We start from the raw sequence: 13,921 nt of genomic DNA on the forward strand, positions 1-13,921 counted from the left end.
CTAGCCGTCCCCGCGACGTGAGGAGCCCATGCCCGATGGACAGCCGCCGCCCCCCGCTCGCGCCCGTGTTCCGGAGTCTGCCGGAGTACGTGCGGCACTGGGCCGAGACCACCCCCGACCGCCGGGCGTTCACCTTCGTCGACCATCCCGCGCCGCACTCGCGCGGCGTCCACCGCACGCTGACCTGGCGCCGGCTGGACCTGCGGATGCGGGCCATGGCCGCCCGGCTCGCCGCCGAGGCGGAGCCCGGGGAACGTGTCGCGGTGCTGTGTCCCCAAGGGACGGACTACATCACCGCCTTTCTCGGGGCGCTGGCCGCCGGCCTGGTCGCCGTACCGCTGTATCCACCAGGGCTGCCCGGGCAGGGCGACCGGCTGTCGGCGGTGCTGGCGGACGCGCGCCCGGCAGTCGTCGTGACGGCGGGTCACGCGCTCGCGGAGGTACGCGAGTTGTGCGAGAACAGGGACGTGAAGGTCGTCGCCGGGGACCAAGTACCCGACGCCGCCGCCGGTGACTGGCAGCCCGGCACCCTCGACGCCGAGGCGGTCGCGTACCTCCAGTACACCTCCGGCTCGACCCGCACCCCGGCGGGTGTGGAGATCACCCATGCCAATGTGGTCGCCAACGCCCGCCAGGCGCTGGCCGCCTACGGTGCCGACGTGCATCCGGTGACCTGTGTGGGCTGGCTGCCGCTGTACCACGACATGGGACTCGTGCTCAGTGTCGCGGCGCCGGTGGTGCGGGGTCTGTTGTCGGTCCTCATGGATCCGGTGGCGTTCCTGCACGAGCCGGTGCGCTGGCTGCGGCTGCTGGCCGCGCACCCGCGCGCGCTGAGCGCGGCCCCCAACTTCGCCTACGACTACTGCGCGGCGACGGTCGCCGAGGCGCAGAAGGCCGACCTGCGGCTGGACGGCGTCTTCGCCCTGATCAACGGGAGCGAGCCGGTCCGCGCCGGCACGGCCGATCGTTTCCACGCCGCGTTCGCCGCCCAGGGTCTCCTCCCGGAGACGCACTGTCCGTCGTACGGGCTGGCCGAGGCGACCGTGTTCGTCAGCGCCGCCCGCCCTTGGCAGCCGTTGCGCAGGTTCGCGCTCGACCGTGACGCCCTGGCCACCGGGAAGGCCCTGCCCGCGCGGCCCGACGATCCGAGGGCCGTGCTGCTGACCGGCTGCGGGGCTCCGGCGGGCCAGCGTGTACGGATCGCCGACCCGGTGTCGCGGGAGGCACTGGCCGAGGGCGAGGTCGGCGAGATCTGGGTGCAGGGCCCCAACGTGGGGCGGGGATACCGGAACCAGGAGCCCCAGACCCAGCGCGTCTTCGGGGCCGTACTCGCCGATGTCGCGGCCGGGCCGGGCAAATGGCTGCGCACCGGCGATCTGGGAACGGTCCTGGACGGGCAGTTGATCGTCACCGGGCGGCTGAAGGACCTCATCGTCGTCGACGGACGCAACCACTACCCGCAGGATGTCGAGGCCACGGCCCAGGACGCCCATCCGGCCGTGCGACGCGACCGGCTCGCCGCGTTCGGCGTACCGGGCGGCTCCGGGGAGCGCGTCATCGTCGTCGCGGAACACGCACGGGCCGTGCCGCTCGCCGACATCGACGTACCGGCCCTCGTGCGGACCGTACGCGCGGCCGTCTCCGCACGGCACGGGCTGCGGCTCTCCGACGTGGTTCTCGTCCCGCCGGGCACGGTGCCCCGTACCTCCAGCGGAAAGGTGTCCCGGGCGCTAACCCGCGATCGCTATCTGGCGGGTGCCTACGCGACGGAGGTCGCGGGATGAGGCACGCGAGCGGGCGAGAAGGCCACCTCCGCCGCCTGGTCGCCGAAGGGGAGGGCGAAGAGAGCGCGTTGCGTCGGCTGATCGCCGAGAAGGTGGCCGCCTGGAGCGGTATCGCGGTCGGGGACGTGCCGATGGACCAGCCGCTCGCGGATCTCGGGATGTCCTCGCGGGACGCGGTCGCGCTGGCCGGGGAGTTGTCCCGGGCCACGGGCCTCGACCTGCCGGCGACGCTTCTGTGGGAGGCGGCCACGGGGGACGCGCTGGTGGAGTGGGTGTGCGGTGCCGCGGCGGACATCGCTCCGGCACAGAGCGCGGTTCCTCCGCCCACGGCTCCCGCACCCGAGCCCGGCGAGCCGATCGCGGTCGTCGGGGTCGGCTGTCGGCTGCCCGGGGGCACGCACGGCCCGGACGCGTACTGGCGGTTGCTGCGCGAGGGCGTCGACGCCATCCGGCGGGTGCCGGAGGACCGGTGGCGGGACTTCACGCCGTACCCGCCCGCCGACGCGCTCGCTCACGGCGGCTACCTGGACGACATCGCCGGGTTCGACGCGGACTTCTTCCGCATCACGCCGCGCGAGGCCGCGGTGATGGACCCGCAGCAGCGGATCCTGCTGGAGGTCGTCCAGGAGACCCTCGACCACGCCGCCGTCCCGGCCGCGTCCCTCGCCGGCACCGCTACCGGTGTCTTCGTCGGGGTCTCGGCTCCCGAGTACGGCCAGCTCACCGGTGCCGACCCGGAGGCCGTCGATCCGTGGGCCCCGGCGGGCGGGGCACTGAGCGTGGCGGCGGGCCGACTGTCGTACGTCCTGGACACGCGCGGGCCGAGCATGGCCGTCGACACCGCGTGCTCGTCCTCGCTGGTCGCCGTGCACCACGCGTGCGTCAGCCTGCGCACGGGCGAGAGCGACCTGGCGATCGCCGCGGGGGTCAATCTGCTGCTCTCCCCCACGGTCACCGTCGCGTTCCGACGGGCGGGCGCGCTCGCGCCGGACGGGCGGTGCAAGCCGTTCTCGGCGGCGGCCGACGGCATCGGCCGTGGCGAGGGCTGCGCGGCGGTGCTGCTGAAGCGGCTGTCCGACGCCGAGCGGGACGGCGACCGCGTCCTCGCCGTCATCCGCTCCACCGCCGTCAACTCCGACGGCCGCTCCAACGGCCTCCTGGCCCCCAACCCGGCCGCCCAGCAGGCCCTCTTGGCGACCGCCTACGTGCGAGCCGGGCTCGCCCCCGCACGCATCGACCACGTCGAGGCGCACGGCACCGGCACCCCGCTCGGCGACCCCATCGAGGCGGGCGCGCTCGGCGCCGTGCTCGGCACGGGCCGCGACCCCGACCAGCCGCTGCTCCTGGGCTCGGTCAAGGGCAACCTCGGCCACCTGGAGTCCGCCGCGGGCATCGCCGGCCTGGTGAAGACGGTGCTCGCCCTCCATCACGACCTGATTCCTCCCTCGCTGCACTGTGCCGAAGGCAGCGCCCTGGACGACGACGTACGACTGCGGGTCGTGACGGAGGCCGAGCCCTGGCCCCGGTACGGCGGTACCGCCACCGCCGGGGTCTCCGGATTCGGGTTCGGCGGCACCAACGCCCACGCCGTACTGGAGGAATGGCGCCCCGGCGCCCTCCTCCCGCCCCCGGCCGACGCACCTCCCGCCCGCCTCCACCTCCTGTCCGACGCCGATGCCGCGCGCGTCCGTGACACCGCCGGCCGGCTTGCGGACTGGCTCGGCACGCCCGAGGCAGACGCCGCGCACCTCGCCGACGTGGCCCGTACGCTCGCCGGGCGGACGGGACGGGGGCCTGCGCGAGCCGCGATCGTCGCCGGTGACCGAGCCGAACTGGCCGACGGTCTGGGCGCGCTGGCGGCAGGACGACCGCACGCACGGGTCATGACGGGCGACCTGGACCTAGTCGGGCGCGGCCCGGTGTGGGTCTTCTCCGGGTACGGGAGCCAGTGGGCCGGCATGGGGCAGCGGCTGCTGGACGAGGAACCCGACTTCGCCGCGGCCGTGGAGAAGGTGGACGCGCAACTGGCCCCCGAGTGCGGGTTCTCCCTCCGCGACCACCTGGCTTCCGGAGGCGACCTCGACCGGCTGGAGGTTGCTCAACCCGTGCTCTTCGGCGTCCAGTTGGCTCTCGCCGAGCTGTGGCGGGCACACGGCGTCGAGCCGGTCGCCGTGATCGGCCACTCCCTGGGCGAGGTGGCCGCCGCGGTGTGCGCAGGCGCGCTGGAGGTGTCGGACGCGGCGCGCGTCGTCGCCGTACGGGCTCGGCTGCTCAGCGGATTACGCGGTGGGTCGATGGCGGTGGTCGACCTCGACGACAGCGAACTCGACGCTCTGGAACGGGACTTCCCTGGTGTTCATGTCGCCGTGCATTCCTCCCCGCGCCAGAAGGTGGTCACCGGGGAGGAGGCCGCGGTGGCCGGGCTCGTGCGCCGACTTGAGCAAGAAGGGCGGGCCGCGCGGGCGATGCGGGTGGTCGGGGCAGGGCATTCCCCTCAAGTGGAGCCGCTCCTGGCGGAGTTGACCGACGCGCTCGCGGACATCCGAGGTGGCCGCCCCCACATCCCCGTCTACTCCACCGTGCTGGACGGCCCGCGGGACGACTGTGTCTTCGACGCGGCGCATTGGGTCGCGAACCTGCGGCGGCCCGTACGCCTCGACCGGGCCGTCGCCGCGGCCGCCGCCGACGGCCACACCGCCTTCGTCGAGTTGTCCCCGCACCCCGTCCTCACCCGGGCCATCACCGACACCGCGCCGGGTGCCCTCGCCCTCGGCACCCTCCACCGCGGTGCCGACACCTCCGCCGGCTTCCTCACCCAACTCGGCACCCTCCACACCGCCGGGTCACGCCTGCCCCTGCCGCCCGGCCGGATCACCGACCTTCCCCTGCCTCGCTGGCGGCACGTGCGGCACTGGTGGACGGACGGGCGGGCGGAGAGCCCGGCCGTAGGTCTGCCGAGGGCGTGGTCGGCACGGGGCCCGCTCTCCATGGCGGGGCGCGTGGTGCCTGAGGCGGGCGGGCACCGGCCGGAGAGCGGACGCGTGGCAAGGGACGCCTCGGTCTCGGACCGTCTCTGCCATCACATCGCCGCCGTCACCGGGCACCCGCCGACTCGTATCACCCCCACCACGGCATTCGCCGAACTGGGCCTGGACTCCCTGATGGCCGTCCGCATCCGCAGCGCCCTGGAACGCGAGTTCGCGATCGAACTGCCCCTGCGTGACCTGCTGGGCGCCACCACCGTCCAGGACACGGCGACCCGCATCCAGCAAGCACTGGCCGGGATCGCGTCGGGGACCGAGGACATCCAGGCGCCGCCGACGAAGCCGACCGGCGAGCAGCCCCCGCTCCCACCACTGCTCACCTCGGATCCACATCCCCCACTCCACCCCCTCCACCTCGCGGGCTCCCACCCCCCGCTCTTCCTCGTCCACGCCGCCGGTGGCACGACCGACGTCTACCGGCACCTCGTCGAACGCCTCGACGGGCAGCGGCCGGTGTACGGCCTCGAGCGGCTCGCGGAAGTCCGTACGGTCGGCGAGAAGGCGCGTCGCTACGCCGAGGCGGTGGCCGCCGCGCATCCCGACGGGCCCTGTCTGCTGGGCGGTTGGTCGTTCGGCGGGTTCGTCGCGCAGGAGGCGGCGCGGCAGCTCACGACGGCCGGGCGGGACGTGCAGCTGGTGGTGCTCATCGACTCCGTACGACCGCTGCCTCGGTCGGAAGGCACGGAGGCCGACCGCATCCGCGCCCACTTCACCGGCTTCGCCCGCCATGTCGCCGAGACGTACGGTGTCCAACTGCGGTTGCCGTACGACGAGTTGGTTGCGACGAAGGACGACGGCGAGCGCATCGACACGGTACTGCGGGCCCTGCGCGAGGCGGCCGACCTGCCGCGCGCCGCCCTGGAGCACCAGCGGTCCTCCTATCTGGACCTGCGGATCGGCGAGGCCCACCGGCCGGGCCGTTACGACGGGCCCGTGGTCCTCTACCGGGCCACCGACCCGGCCCCGCACACCGTGCGCGACCCGGCGTACGAACGCGACGACGCATCGCTCGGCTGGGACGAGGTGTGCCCGGATCTGTCCGTCGTCCGGGTCACGGGCCACCATCTGTCGCTCCTCGACCCGCCGCACGTCGATGAGATCGCCGCCCATCTGCGGTGGGAGCTCGCGAAGGACCGCCGCTGAATCCGATCCGAGGAGAGCCGCCATGCCCGACCGCACCACCGCATCATCCCGGGGTACCGCCGGAGTGTCCCGCCGCGCCGTCACCAGAGCGGCCGCCGCCACCGGCCTGGCCGCCCTCTTCGGCGCCACCGCCACCGGCACCGCCGGGGCGACCACCCGCCGGGCGGCCAGCGCTCCCAGCGTCACCCGGCTCGGCCCCCGCACCCTCGATGTCTCCCTGCCCTCCGCCGCCCTGGGCCGCAGCGCCCCGGTGCGGCTGGTGCTCCCCTCCTCCTTCACCACACAGCCGGGCCGCACGTACCCCGTGCTGTACCTCCTCCACGGTGCCCACGACGACTACACCTCCTGGACCCGGGAGACGGACATCGTGGCGTTCACGGAGGGTCGGGAGCTGATCGTGGCGATGCCGGACGCGGGGCCCACCGGCATTCCCACCGCCTGGCGCAGCGGCCCCGACTACGAGACCTTCCAGCTCACCGAGGTCCCCGCGCTGCTCGCCCGGGCCTACCGGGCGTCCGCGGTCCGGGTCGTCGCCGGGGTCTCCACCGGCGGTTACGGGGCGATGGCCCACGCCGCGCGGCATCCGGGAACGTTCGCGGCGGCGGCCTCGTACAGCGGCATCCTCGACACCACGGCCCCCGGCGTGCCCAGCCTGATGGACGCCATCGTGGCCCGCGAGAACCTGGCGCCGCTGTCCCTGTGGGGCAACCCGATCCTGAACCTGCTCACCTGGCGGGACTTCAACCCGCGCGCCCGCGCGGCAGGGCTGCGCGGCACCGCGCTGTACGTGTCCAGCGGCAGCGGGGTGGTGGGCGGGAGCGGCGACTGGCTGCCGGAGGCGCTTGAGAGCGCGCTGTGGCCGTCGGCGCACGCCTTCACCGACACGCTCACCCGGCTGCGCGTCCCGGTGACGACTCACTACTACGCGGGAGGGGGGCACAGCTGGACCTACTGGAAGCGGGAGTTCGCCGCGTCGTGGCCGATGCTCGCCGGTGCCCTGGGGGTGGCGGCGTGAGGCCGGTGCCGTCGGGGCACGGAACGGAGCGCAGGGGACGTGCGTCCAACCCAGGACTTGTCCCTCGCCCCACGGGCACCAGTCCGCGGGTGAGCCGCTTCCGGGTGAAAGGAGGGTCCGCCGTGGCTGCTCCCACACCACCGCCCGGCGTACCGGACGGCCCGCGCGCCGCCCCGGTGCCCCCCGAGTTGGCCAAGCTGCTGCGCGACCAGTTGGAGTCCGTCGCCGACGAGGTGGAGGAGGAGGTGCGCAGACAGGTCCCGGAGTACGCCCGGCCTGGGACGTACGGCACGCACCTGAGATCCGGGGTCGTACAGGCGCTGACCCTGTTCGTCGACCACATCGCGGATCCGCACGGCCAGGGCGCCGCGATCACCGCCACGTACTACGAACTCGGGCGTGGCGAGGCCTTGGAGGGCCGCGCCCTGGACGCGTTGCAGTCCGCGTTACGGATCGGCGGTCTGCACGCCTGGCGGCTGATGGGCCGTACCGCGGAGGAACTCGGACTGGACTCCTCGGTGGTCGCCACGCTGGGTGAACTCGCCTTCCAGACGGTGCACGAGGTCGCCGAGGCGGCCGCCGCCGGATACGCGGAGGCGCGGCTGCGCAGCACGGACGAGCTGGAGCGGCGCCGCCGGCGGCTGCTCGGTCTGCTCCTGGGCGAGGGGCCGGTGGCCCCGGAGGCGGTACAGGATCTGGCGCACGGCGCCCGGTGGTCGGTGCCGGGACAGGTCGCGGTGGTCGCGCTCGCGTCGGCCCCGGACCAGCGGGAGGCGGACCGGCCGTTGGCGGCCGCGGGGGCGCTGGTGGACATGGACTCCCGGCCGCCCCGGATGCTGGTGCCCGACCCGGACGGTTCCGGCCGTTTCGGCGGCCGGGCGTTCACGCTCGCGCTGCGCGGCCGGCCCGCCGCGATCGGACCGACGGTCCCGCTCGACGAGGCCGCCCGCTCGCTGCACTGGGCCACCCGGGCGCTCGGCCTGATGGGGCGCGGCATCCTGCCCCGGCAAGGCGTGGTGCGCTGCGCCGACCACCTGTCGACGCTGCTGCTGCACGCCGACGAACCGATGCTCGCCCAGCTCCAGTTACACGTGCTGGCCCCGCTGGACGCGGTCGCGGAGGGACCGCGCGGACGGCTCGCCGAGACACTCCTGGCGTGGCTGCTGAGCGGCAGCAACGTGCCCGACGTCGCCGCCCGCCTCCACGTCCATCCGCAGACGGTGCGTTACCGCCTGCGCCAGTTGGAGAAGCTCTTCGGTGACGCACTGCACGACCCGGGCGCCCGCCTGGACCTGATCCTCGCCCTGCGCGCGGAGGCGTTGCGGGACGACGGCACCTTCACCGCGTAGCAACGCCGGCCGGCGCCTGCTCGGCGTCGAGTCGGCTAACGCGTCACACGATGGCGCAGGTAGACGAATTTCGAGTTGAAGGTGCGGGTCTCGACGAGTTCGAGATCCACCCGGCGCTCGTCCCGGGGAAAGAACGGGATGCCTCCGCCGACCATCACCGGGTAGACCACGGCCCGGTACTCGTCGATGAGACCCGCCGCGGCCGCCTCGGCGGCGAGAGTCGCGCCGCCGATGGCGATGTCGCCCTCCCCCGGCTCGGCGCGCAACCGCTCGATCTCCTCCGCGACGCCCCCGGAGGCCAGGCGGGCATTGCCCTGCACCGCCGACAGCGTGGTGGAGAACACCACCTTGGGCAGCGGATTCCACAGCGCGACCCACTCGAGCTCGGCCTCGTCGAGCGACCCGTCCTGGTCGGCGGTCTCCCAGTACAGCATCGTCTCGTACAGCCGCCGCCCCATCAGATGAACGCCGATCTCCCGGATCTCGTCGATCCAGAAGCGGAAGACCTCCGGGTCGGGCGCACTCCAGTCGAAGCTGCCGTCCGGCCCGACGATGTAACCGTCGAGTGAGATGTTCATCGAATAGGTCACGCTGCGCATCACATGTCCTCCTGGAAAGCAGGGTTTCACCGTACGACTGCCGGAGGCCGCCAAACTCATCGCCACTCGCGGGATTGCCTGGGGCGAGCCACCTCATCAGATCACGCCACCGGGAAACCCTTACTCACCTCGGCACAAAAGGACGAGGAATTCCTTGATTCCCGTCCATCACACCCGGTCCGGCAACGCGAATACGTTCGGGACGTCCTTTCCACAGGCGCTCCACGCGCCCCACCCTCAAAGGATCCCCATGCGCATCCGCTTGTGTTTCGCCGCGCTCTCGCTGATCGGCGGAGCGGGACTCGCCACCGTCTCGACCTCCACGGCAACAGCCGCTGCCTGCACGGACATCGACGTCGTCGCGGCTCGCGGCACGTTCGAGCCCGGCACACTGGGCTTCATCGTGGGCGACCCGGTGTATTCCGCCCTGCAGAAGAAAATCAGCGGCAAATCACTGTCCAGCTACAAGGTGAACTATCCCGCGGACCTTTCCCTCACCTCGGCCGCACAGGGCAACACGGACCTGGTGAACCATGTCAGGAGCCAGGCCGCTTCCTGTCCGAACCAGCGTTTCATTCTCGTCGGCTATTCGCAGGGCGCGAACGTCGTCGACAACTCCATCGGCATCAGCAGCGCCGGCGCGGTCGTCGGCAGCCCCATCGTGGCGACGATTCCCACCGCGCTCGAGCCCAAGGTCGCCGCGGTGCTGCTGTTCGGCAACCCGATCCGCGCCATCGGCAAGAGCGTCACCGGCACCTACCAGAGCCGCACCATCGACTTCTGCGCGGCCGGTGACCCGGTCTGCGAGAACGGCGGGGGCGACGTGGGCGCCCACCTCGGCTACACCGCGAACGCCGACGCGGCGGCCACCTTCGCCGCGACCAAGGTCTGAACTCCGCACGGCGTGCCCGGGAGACAAATCCCGGACACGCCGTGGCGCCCACCGGTGATCAGCGTCACCGTCAGCTGGATCAACGGCCTCGCACGATCCGCCCCTTGACCGCGACCGACCAGGTTCCCTGGCCGGGGTCCCGCGCGAACTGCGTCAGGTTCGTGGAGACGGGTTCGGGGCGGCCGTTGTTCTGGGTGGGCGCGGCGGTCAGCACGTCGAGGTGCTGGTAGCCGTCGGCGGCCACGGGGTCCAGGTCCGCCGGGACGCGGCCCGCCAGCAGTCCGTCGCCCGCGAGCACGGTGAGCGTCGGGTTGGCGGTGAGCCCGTCCGGGTGGACGACGAGGCGCTTCACCTGGGGTGAGGTGGCCAGTTGCAGGTCGGTGACGAGCTTGGTGGGGAAGTACTGCTCGGTGAAGTCCAGGGGCTGCTCGGCCATGCTGCGGGCCAGTTCCTGGATGTCGGTGACCTCCTTGCCCGCGTCGGTGAAGGGTGTCCCGTCGGCCGACCGGTACCCGGGGTCGTCGGGGTCGCCGACGCGGTCGTAGTTGCGCCAGGTGTAGAGCGGCCCGCCCGGCTGGTCGGGGATGGCCTTGTACTCGCTGCCGAACAGCGCCGGTTGCTCCTCGCTGCCGTTGGCGACGGGGAAGTTCTTGTCGACGACCGGCCCGCCGTCGAAGAAGCCCACGCTGCTCTGCAGGAACGCCAGCGGCACGGAGTGATCGTCCATCAGCGCGCCGAGGATCGCCTCGTTGGTGAGCCGGAAGTCCTTCACCGCGGGGGATCCGCTGAGGAAGGTGGCGGTGTCCTCGGAGAACAGGAAGCGGTTGGTGACCTCCATGTTGGTGTTGGCGGGCAGATAGCGCGGCAGATCGGTCTCGGCGTCCGGCTCCTGCAACGCGCCCAGCCCGGCGATGGCCAGCAGGGTCATCGTCTCCGGGTTGAGGAGCACCGGCGCGGAAAGGGTGCGGGACAGCACTCCGCTGTCGAGCCCGGCCTGGACCACGCCGTAACCGAGGCCCACGTCCGGCAGGTTGGTGTCGTCCGGGATGCTGCCGCTCAGGTCGGCGAGCGAGGTGGAGACGGTGGTGTCGAGCGCGAAGTAGCCGGCGCACTGGTTGTGTCCGGCGTCCGCCGTGGTGGCCCGGTCGCCGTCGAAGTCGGCCGTCGCGAAGTAGCCGGTGATCACACCGCCCAGCGAGTGCCCGCCGCACAACACCTTCTGCTTGCGCAGCTGTTGGTCGGGCAGCTCGGCGGTGAGCAGGTCGTACTGGTCGCGGACGGTCCGCTCGATGCCGAGTTTCGCCATCCACCCCAGGTCGCCGTTGCCGACGTAGCCGTCGAAGGTGCGGCCGTCGACCTGCTTGTCCCGGTAGTAGTAGTCGACGGCCGTGTGCTGGTCGCCGGAGGCCACTCCGGTGCGGTCCTCCAGGCAGTTGGAGCGCCGGTCCAGGGCCCAGAACTCGATGTGCTCCCCTTGTGCGGCGGCGCGGGACACGGTGTTGCGGGCGACGCTGTCGAAGGCTCCGGCGCCTTCCAGGATTCCCGGCTGGGCGACGAGGACCCTGTCGGCGTCGACCGAGTCCGCCGGTCCGTCGGCGGCCCGGTAGCGCAGATACGACAGCCAGTCGCACGCCGCCGGCCGTGCCCCGAACGACGCCGGCAGCGGCGCCCTCACCCGCACCAACGTCTCGGTCACGCCGCCGACCGGACTCCTCGACACCACGGCCGTCTCGGTCCGCGCGTCCTCGCCCCGGGCTTCCGGGGCGGCCCCGGTGAACGCCCCGACGGTCAGCAGCACCGCCAGCGCGACACTCCGCGGCGCCCCTAGGGTCATTCCTCTGCTGCGACTCGTGTTCATGCTGGGACGGTAGGACCGCGAAACCGGCCCGACCGTCCCTTGCTCACAACATCGCAGCACCAGCCGGAGCCTTTGTCACAAGGCACCAACTCCCTGTGCCGCAGCCCGCCCCGGCATGGGCGCCGTCAGTCGGTTCACCGGCGGAGCCGGGGCGCGAGCACCGTGCGCACGGCCTTGTCCACGTCGCTCGCGGTGGATCCGTCCGCGCCGTCGGATTCCGGCTCCAGCACGCGCTGGATCTCCAGCAGCAGTTGGTTGGTCGACCGCCAGAGCGGGACGAACATGCCTGCGACGGGTCCCACGCCCTGGACCGGGCCGCCGGACAGCTCGGTGACCTTCTTGGCGAGTGTGACGGTTGCCGGGTCCCGCAGGATCAGGTGCACCTCACCGTCGGCCAGCCGGACCTCCATCCGGCGCGCGGCGGCCTCCTCGGGGTTGGCGTCCGTGGTCGTCTCCGGATCCAGTTCGTCGATCTTCGCGGCGACCATGTCCGGATCGACGCCGAGTTCGCGCAGCACCCTGGCCGCCATGCTGTTCTCCGCCCGCAGCATCGCCTCGAGCAGATGATGGCTGCCGACCGGTGCGCCACCGGCCAGTGCGCCGGCGACGGCCACGGTGTCCTCGGTGGCCGGCGTGCCGGTCGGCCACGAGCTGGGCGCGACGTCCCGCGATCCCTCCAGTGACGCCAGCACCGCGGCACGGACCTTGCTGATCGGATTGATCCGCTGGGCGAGCATCTTCGCGCCGCCCCCCTCACCTTCCGCGGCGACCAGGGCGAGCAGGATGTGTTCGGTGCCGATGGAGGTGTGGCGCAGCTGATGCGCCTCGCGGAGCGCGAGGTCCAGGGTCTTCTTCGCGCTCGGCGCGAACGGGATGTGGCCGCTCAGTTCCTCCGTGCCGGGCTCGGCCACCGCGGCGATGTCGGCCCGCGCGGTCTCCTTGTCGTACCCGAGCCGTTCCAGGACTTTCGCGGCCGTGCCGTCTGACACGTCGAGCAGCCCCAACAGGATGTGCTCCGTGCCGATGTAGCCGTGTTTGAGCAGCCTCGCCTCCTCCTGAGCCGTGACGACGACCTTGCGGGCTTTCACCGAGAACCGTTCGAAAGTCATGCTCACAGGGTCTCAACCCTGTCAATACACTGCTATTGATAGGGTCACCGTGCCGAAGGGAGGGTGTCATGGAGACGCCGTCGAACTGGGAGGACCGGCTCGCGAGCTGGCAGAACGAGCTGGAGCTCTTCGAGCGGCTGGACGAGACGCCCTGGGTCACGCTGGCCAAGGCGGAGAGCGAGACCGGGGTCTCCCGCTCGGCCCTGCGGTCCTGGTACCGCAACGGCGAGATCCAGTCGCGGCTGGTGGACGGCCCGAACGGGCCGCAGCGCCTGGTCCGGTTGGACGCGGTGATCGAGCGTGCCGCCGCGTCACCGCGCATCCAGCGCAGGGCGGAACGGGAAGTCAGCCTGGAAGCCCAGGTCACCCTGCTTCGGCACCGGGTCGACCAGCTTGAGCTGCGGCTGGCCGCGCTGGAGCGCAGGTGACCGGCGCGGGCGGCACCACCGGACGGGTCCGGCCGGATCAGACGTGCGCGAGGAGGCGGTCGAGCGGCCGGGGGACCCGTTCGAGGTCCAGGTGCGCGACAAGTGCCTGCGCGTAGAGGGCCTTGCGGCCGCTGTGTGTCCCCATGAAGCGCCGTAGCTGGTGCTCCACTGGCCGCTCCCGCTGCGCCGGCTGCCCCTGGAAGGTGTGGAAGGGGCGCATCTCGCCCTGGGCCTCGATGACTTGACGCACGCCCTCGGCCCCGAGCGCACGGATCAACTCGTCCTCCAGGTCGGCGACGCACACATGGAACCCGAGTGCCTCCAGTCCGGCCCGCGAGAGACCGGAGCCGAGCCCGACGCGTCCCAGATGACGCCGGAAGTGCCGTTCCTCGCCGATGTCGCAGAGACCGGCCAGCGGCAGGCCGAGCCCGGTGGGACCGCACACGTCAAGGAAGCGGCCGATGTTGGTCGCACCTCCCAGCGGTACGACCGCGACGCCCTCCGCGTCCAGATCGCGGCCGTGGCGCGCGGCCAGTGCTTCCAGCGCGACCTGATCGCTGGTCCCCTCGACGAGGACGATCGTCCGCACGCCGCCGGCCAGCTCCCTGGCCGCCGCGGCGGCCTCAGCCGCCCCCGCCCCGCCGGCCGCCCACGCGACCGCGGCCCGACGGAATCGCCCCAACTCGTCCACGAGACCTCG

At 72.5% G+C, this 13,921-nt stretch carries 10 protein-coding genes; 6 read left to right on the forward strand and 4 right to left on the reverse strand.

Features of this window, described 5'->3' with window-relative positions:
* The first annotated feature begins 35 nt into the window (after nt 1–35).
* The 4 genes from ACIOHP_RS43825 (at nt 36) to ACIOHP_RS43840 (ending at nt 8,335) form a co-directional block, all read left to right on the forward strand.
* Nucleotides 36–1,784 (forward strand): fatty acyl-AMP ligase, encoded by a 1,749-nt coding sequence (locus tag ACIOHP_RS43825; RefSeq protein ID WP_401896464.1) that lies wholly within the window; start codon nt 36–38, stop codon nt 1,782–1,784.
* A complete protein-coding gene (locus ACIOHP_RS43830) occupies nt 1,781–5,971 on the forward strand; it encodes a beta-ketoacyl synthase N-terminal-like domain-containing protein (protein ID WP_401896466.1) in 4,191 nt (1,396 codons plus the stop codon). The genes ACIOHP_RS43825 and ACIOHP_RS43830 overlap by 4 nt, the downstream gene beginning before the upstream one ends.
* A 22-nt stretch (nt 5,972–5,993) precedes the next feature.
* A complete protein-coding gene (locus ACIOHP_RS43835; protein ID WP_401896469.1) occupies nt 5,994–6,986 on the forward strand; it encodes an alpha/beta hydrolase in 993 nt (330 codons plus the stop codon).
* A gap of 122 nt (nt 6,987–7,108) precedes the next feature.
* On the forward strand, nt 7,109–8,335 hold the full coding sequence (locus tag ACIOHP_RS43840) for a PucR family transcriptional regulator (RefSeq protein ID WP_401896471.1): 1,227 nt from the start codon (nt 7,109–7,111) through the stop codon (nt 8,333–8,335).
* A 35-nt stretch (nt 8,336–8,370) separates the two neighbouring features.
* On the opposite strand, the gene ACIOHP_RS43845 is transcribed toward ACIOHP_RS43840, so the two are convergent.
* Nucleotides 8,371–8,934, reverse strand: a complete 564-nt coding sequence (locus ACIOHP_RS43845) for a dihydrofolate reductase family protein (RefSeq protein WP_361555914.1) — start codon at nt 8,932–8,934, stop codon at nt 8,371–8,373.
* Nucleotides 8,935–9,184: 250 nt separating this feature from the next.
* On the opposite strand from ACIOHP_RS43845, the gene ACIOHP_RS43850 reads away from it, so the two are divergent.
* Nucleotides 9,185–9,826, forward strand: a complete 642-nt coding sequence (locus ACIOHP_RS43850; RefSeq protein ID WP_401896474.1) for a cutinase family protein — start codon at nt 9,185–9,187, stop codon at nt 9,824–9,826.
* A gap of 79 nt (nt 9,827–9,905) precedes the next feature.
* On the opposite strand, the gene ACIOHP_RS43855 is transcribed toward ACIOHP_RS43850, so the two are convergent.
* Entirely contained in the window at nt 9,906–11,684 is a 1,779-nt protein-coding gene (locus tag ACIOHP_RS43855; RefSeq protein WP_401896476.1) for a hypothetical protein, read from the reverse strand.
* A 134-nt stretch (nt 11,685–11,818) separates the two neighbouring features.
* Entirely contained in the window at nt 11,819–12,793 is a 975-nt protein-coding gene (locus ACIOHP_RS43860) for a Clp protease N-terminal domain-containing protein (RefSeq protein WP_401896479.1), read from the reverse strand.
* Nucleotides 12,794–12,861: 68 nt separating this feature from the next.
* Between ACIOHP_RS43860 and ACIOHP_RS43865 the strand changes: the two genes are divergently transcribed.
* Nucleotides 12,862–13,221 (forward strand): excisionase, encoded by a 360-nt coding sequence (locus ACIOHP_RS43865; protein ID WP_401896480.1) that lies wholly within the window; start codon nt 12,862–12,864, stop codon nt 13,219–13,221.
* 37 nt (nt 13,222–13,258) lie between these two features.
* Here the strand turns inward: ACIOHP_RS43865 and ACIOHP_RS43870 are convergent, their stop codons facing one another.
* Nucleotides 13,259–13,912 carry a TOPRIM nucleotidyl transferase/hydrolase domain-containing protein gene (locus tag ACIOHP_RS43870; protein ID WP_401896481.1) on the reverse strand — a complete coding sequence of 218 codons (654 nt, stop codon included), beginning with the start codon at nt 13,910–13,912 and terminating at the stop codon, nt 13,259–13,261.
* Nucleotides 13,913–13,921 lie beyond the last annotated feature (9 nt).

It is taken from the genome of Streptomyces sp. NPDC087859, assembly GCF_044742595.1.
Classification (GTDB): Bacteria; Actinomycetota; Actinomycetes; order Streptomycetales; family Streptomycetaceae; genus Streptomyces; species Streptomyces canus_F.

Coding starts and splice junctions, on each gene's coding strand:
- ACIOHP_RS43830 (WP_401896466.1), top strand. CDS start 1,781: ATGAGGCACGCGAGCGGGCGAGAAGGCCACCTCCGCCGCCTGGTCGCC.
- ACIOHP_RS43855 (WP_401896476.1), bottom strand. CDS start 11,684: ATGAACACGAGTCGCAGCAGAGGAATGACCCTAGGGGCGCCGCGGAGT.
- ACIOHP_RS43860 (WP_401896479.1), bottom strand. CDS start 12,793: ATGACTTTCGAACGGTTCTCGGTGAAAGCCCGCAAGGTCGTCGTCACG.
- ACIOHP_RS43865 (WP_401896480.1), top strand. CDS start 12,862: ATGGAGACGCCGTCGAACTGGGAGGACCGGCTCGCGAGCTGGCAGAAC.
- ACIOHP_RS43845 (WP_361555914.1), bottom strand. CDS start 8,934: ATGCGCAGCGTGACCTATTCGATGAACATCTCACTCGACGGTTACATC.
- ACIOHP_RS43825 (WP_401896464.1), top strand. CDS start 36: ATGGACAGCCGCCGCCCCCCGCTCGCGCCCGTGTTCCGGAGTCTGCCG.
- ACIOHP_RS43835 (WP_401896469.1), top strand. CDS start 5,994: ATGCCCGACCGCACCACCGCATCATCCCGGGGTACCGCCGGAGTGTCC.
- ACIOHP_RS43850 (WP_401896474.1), top strand. CDS start 9,185: ATGCGCATCCGCTTGTGTTTCGCCGCGCTCTCGCTGATCGGCGGAGCG.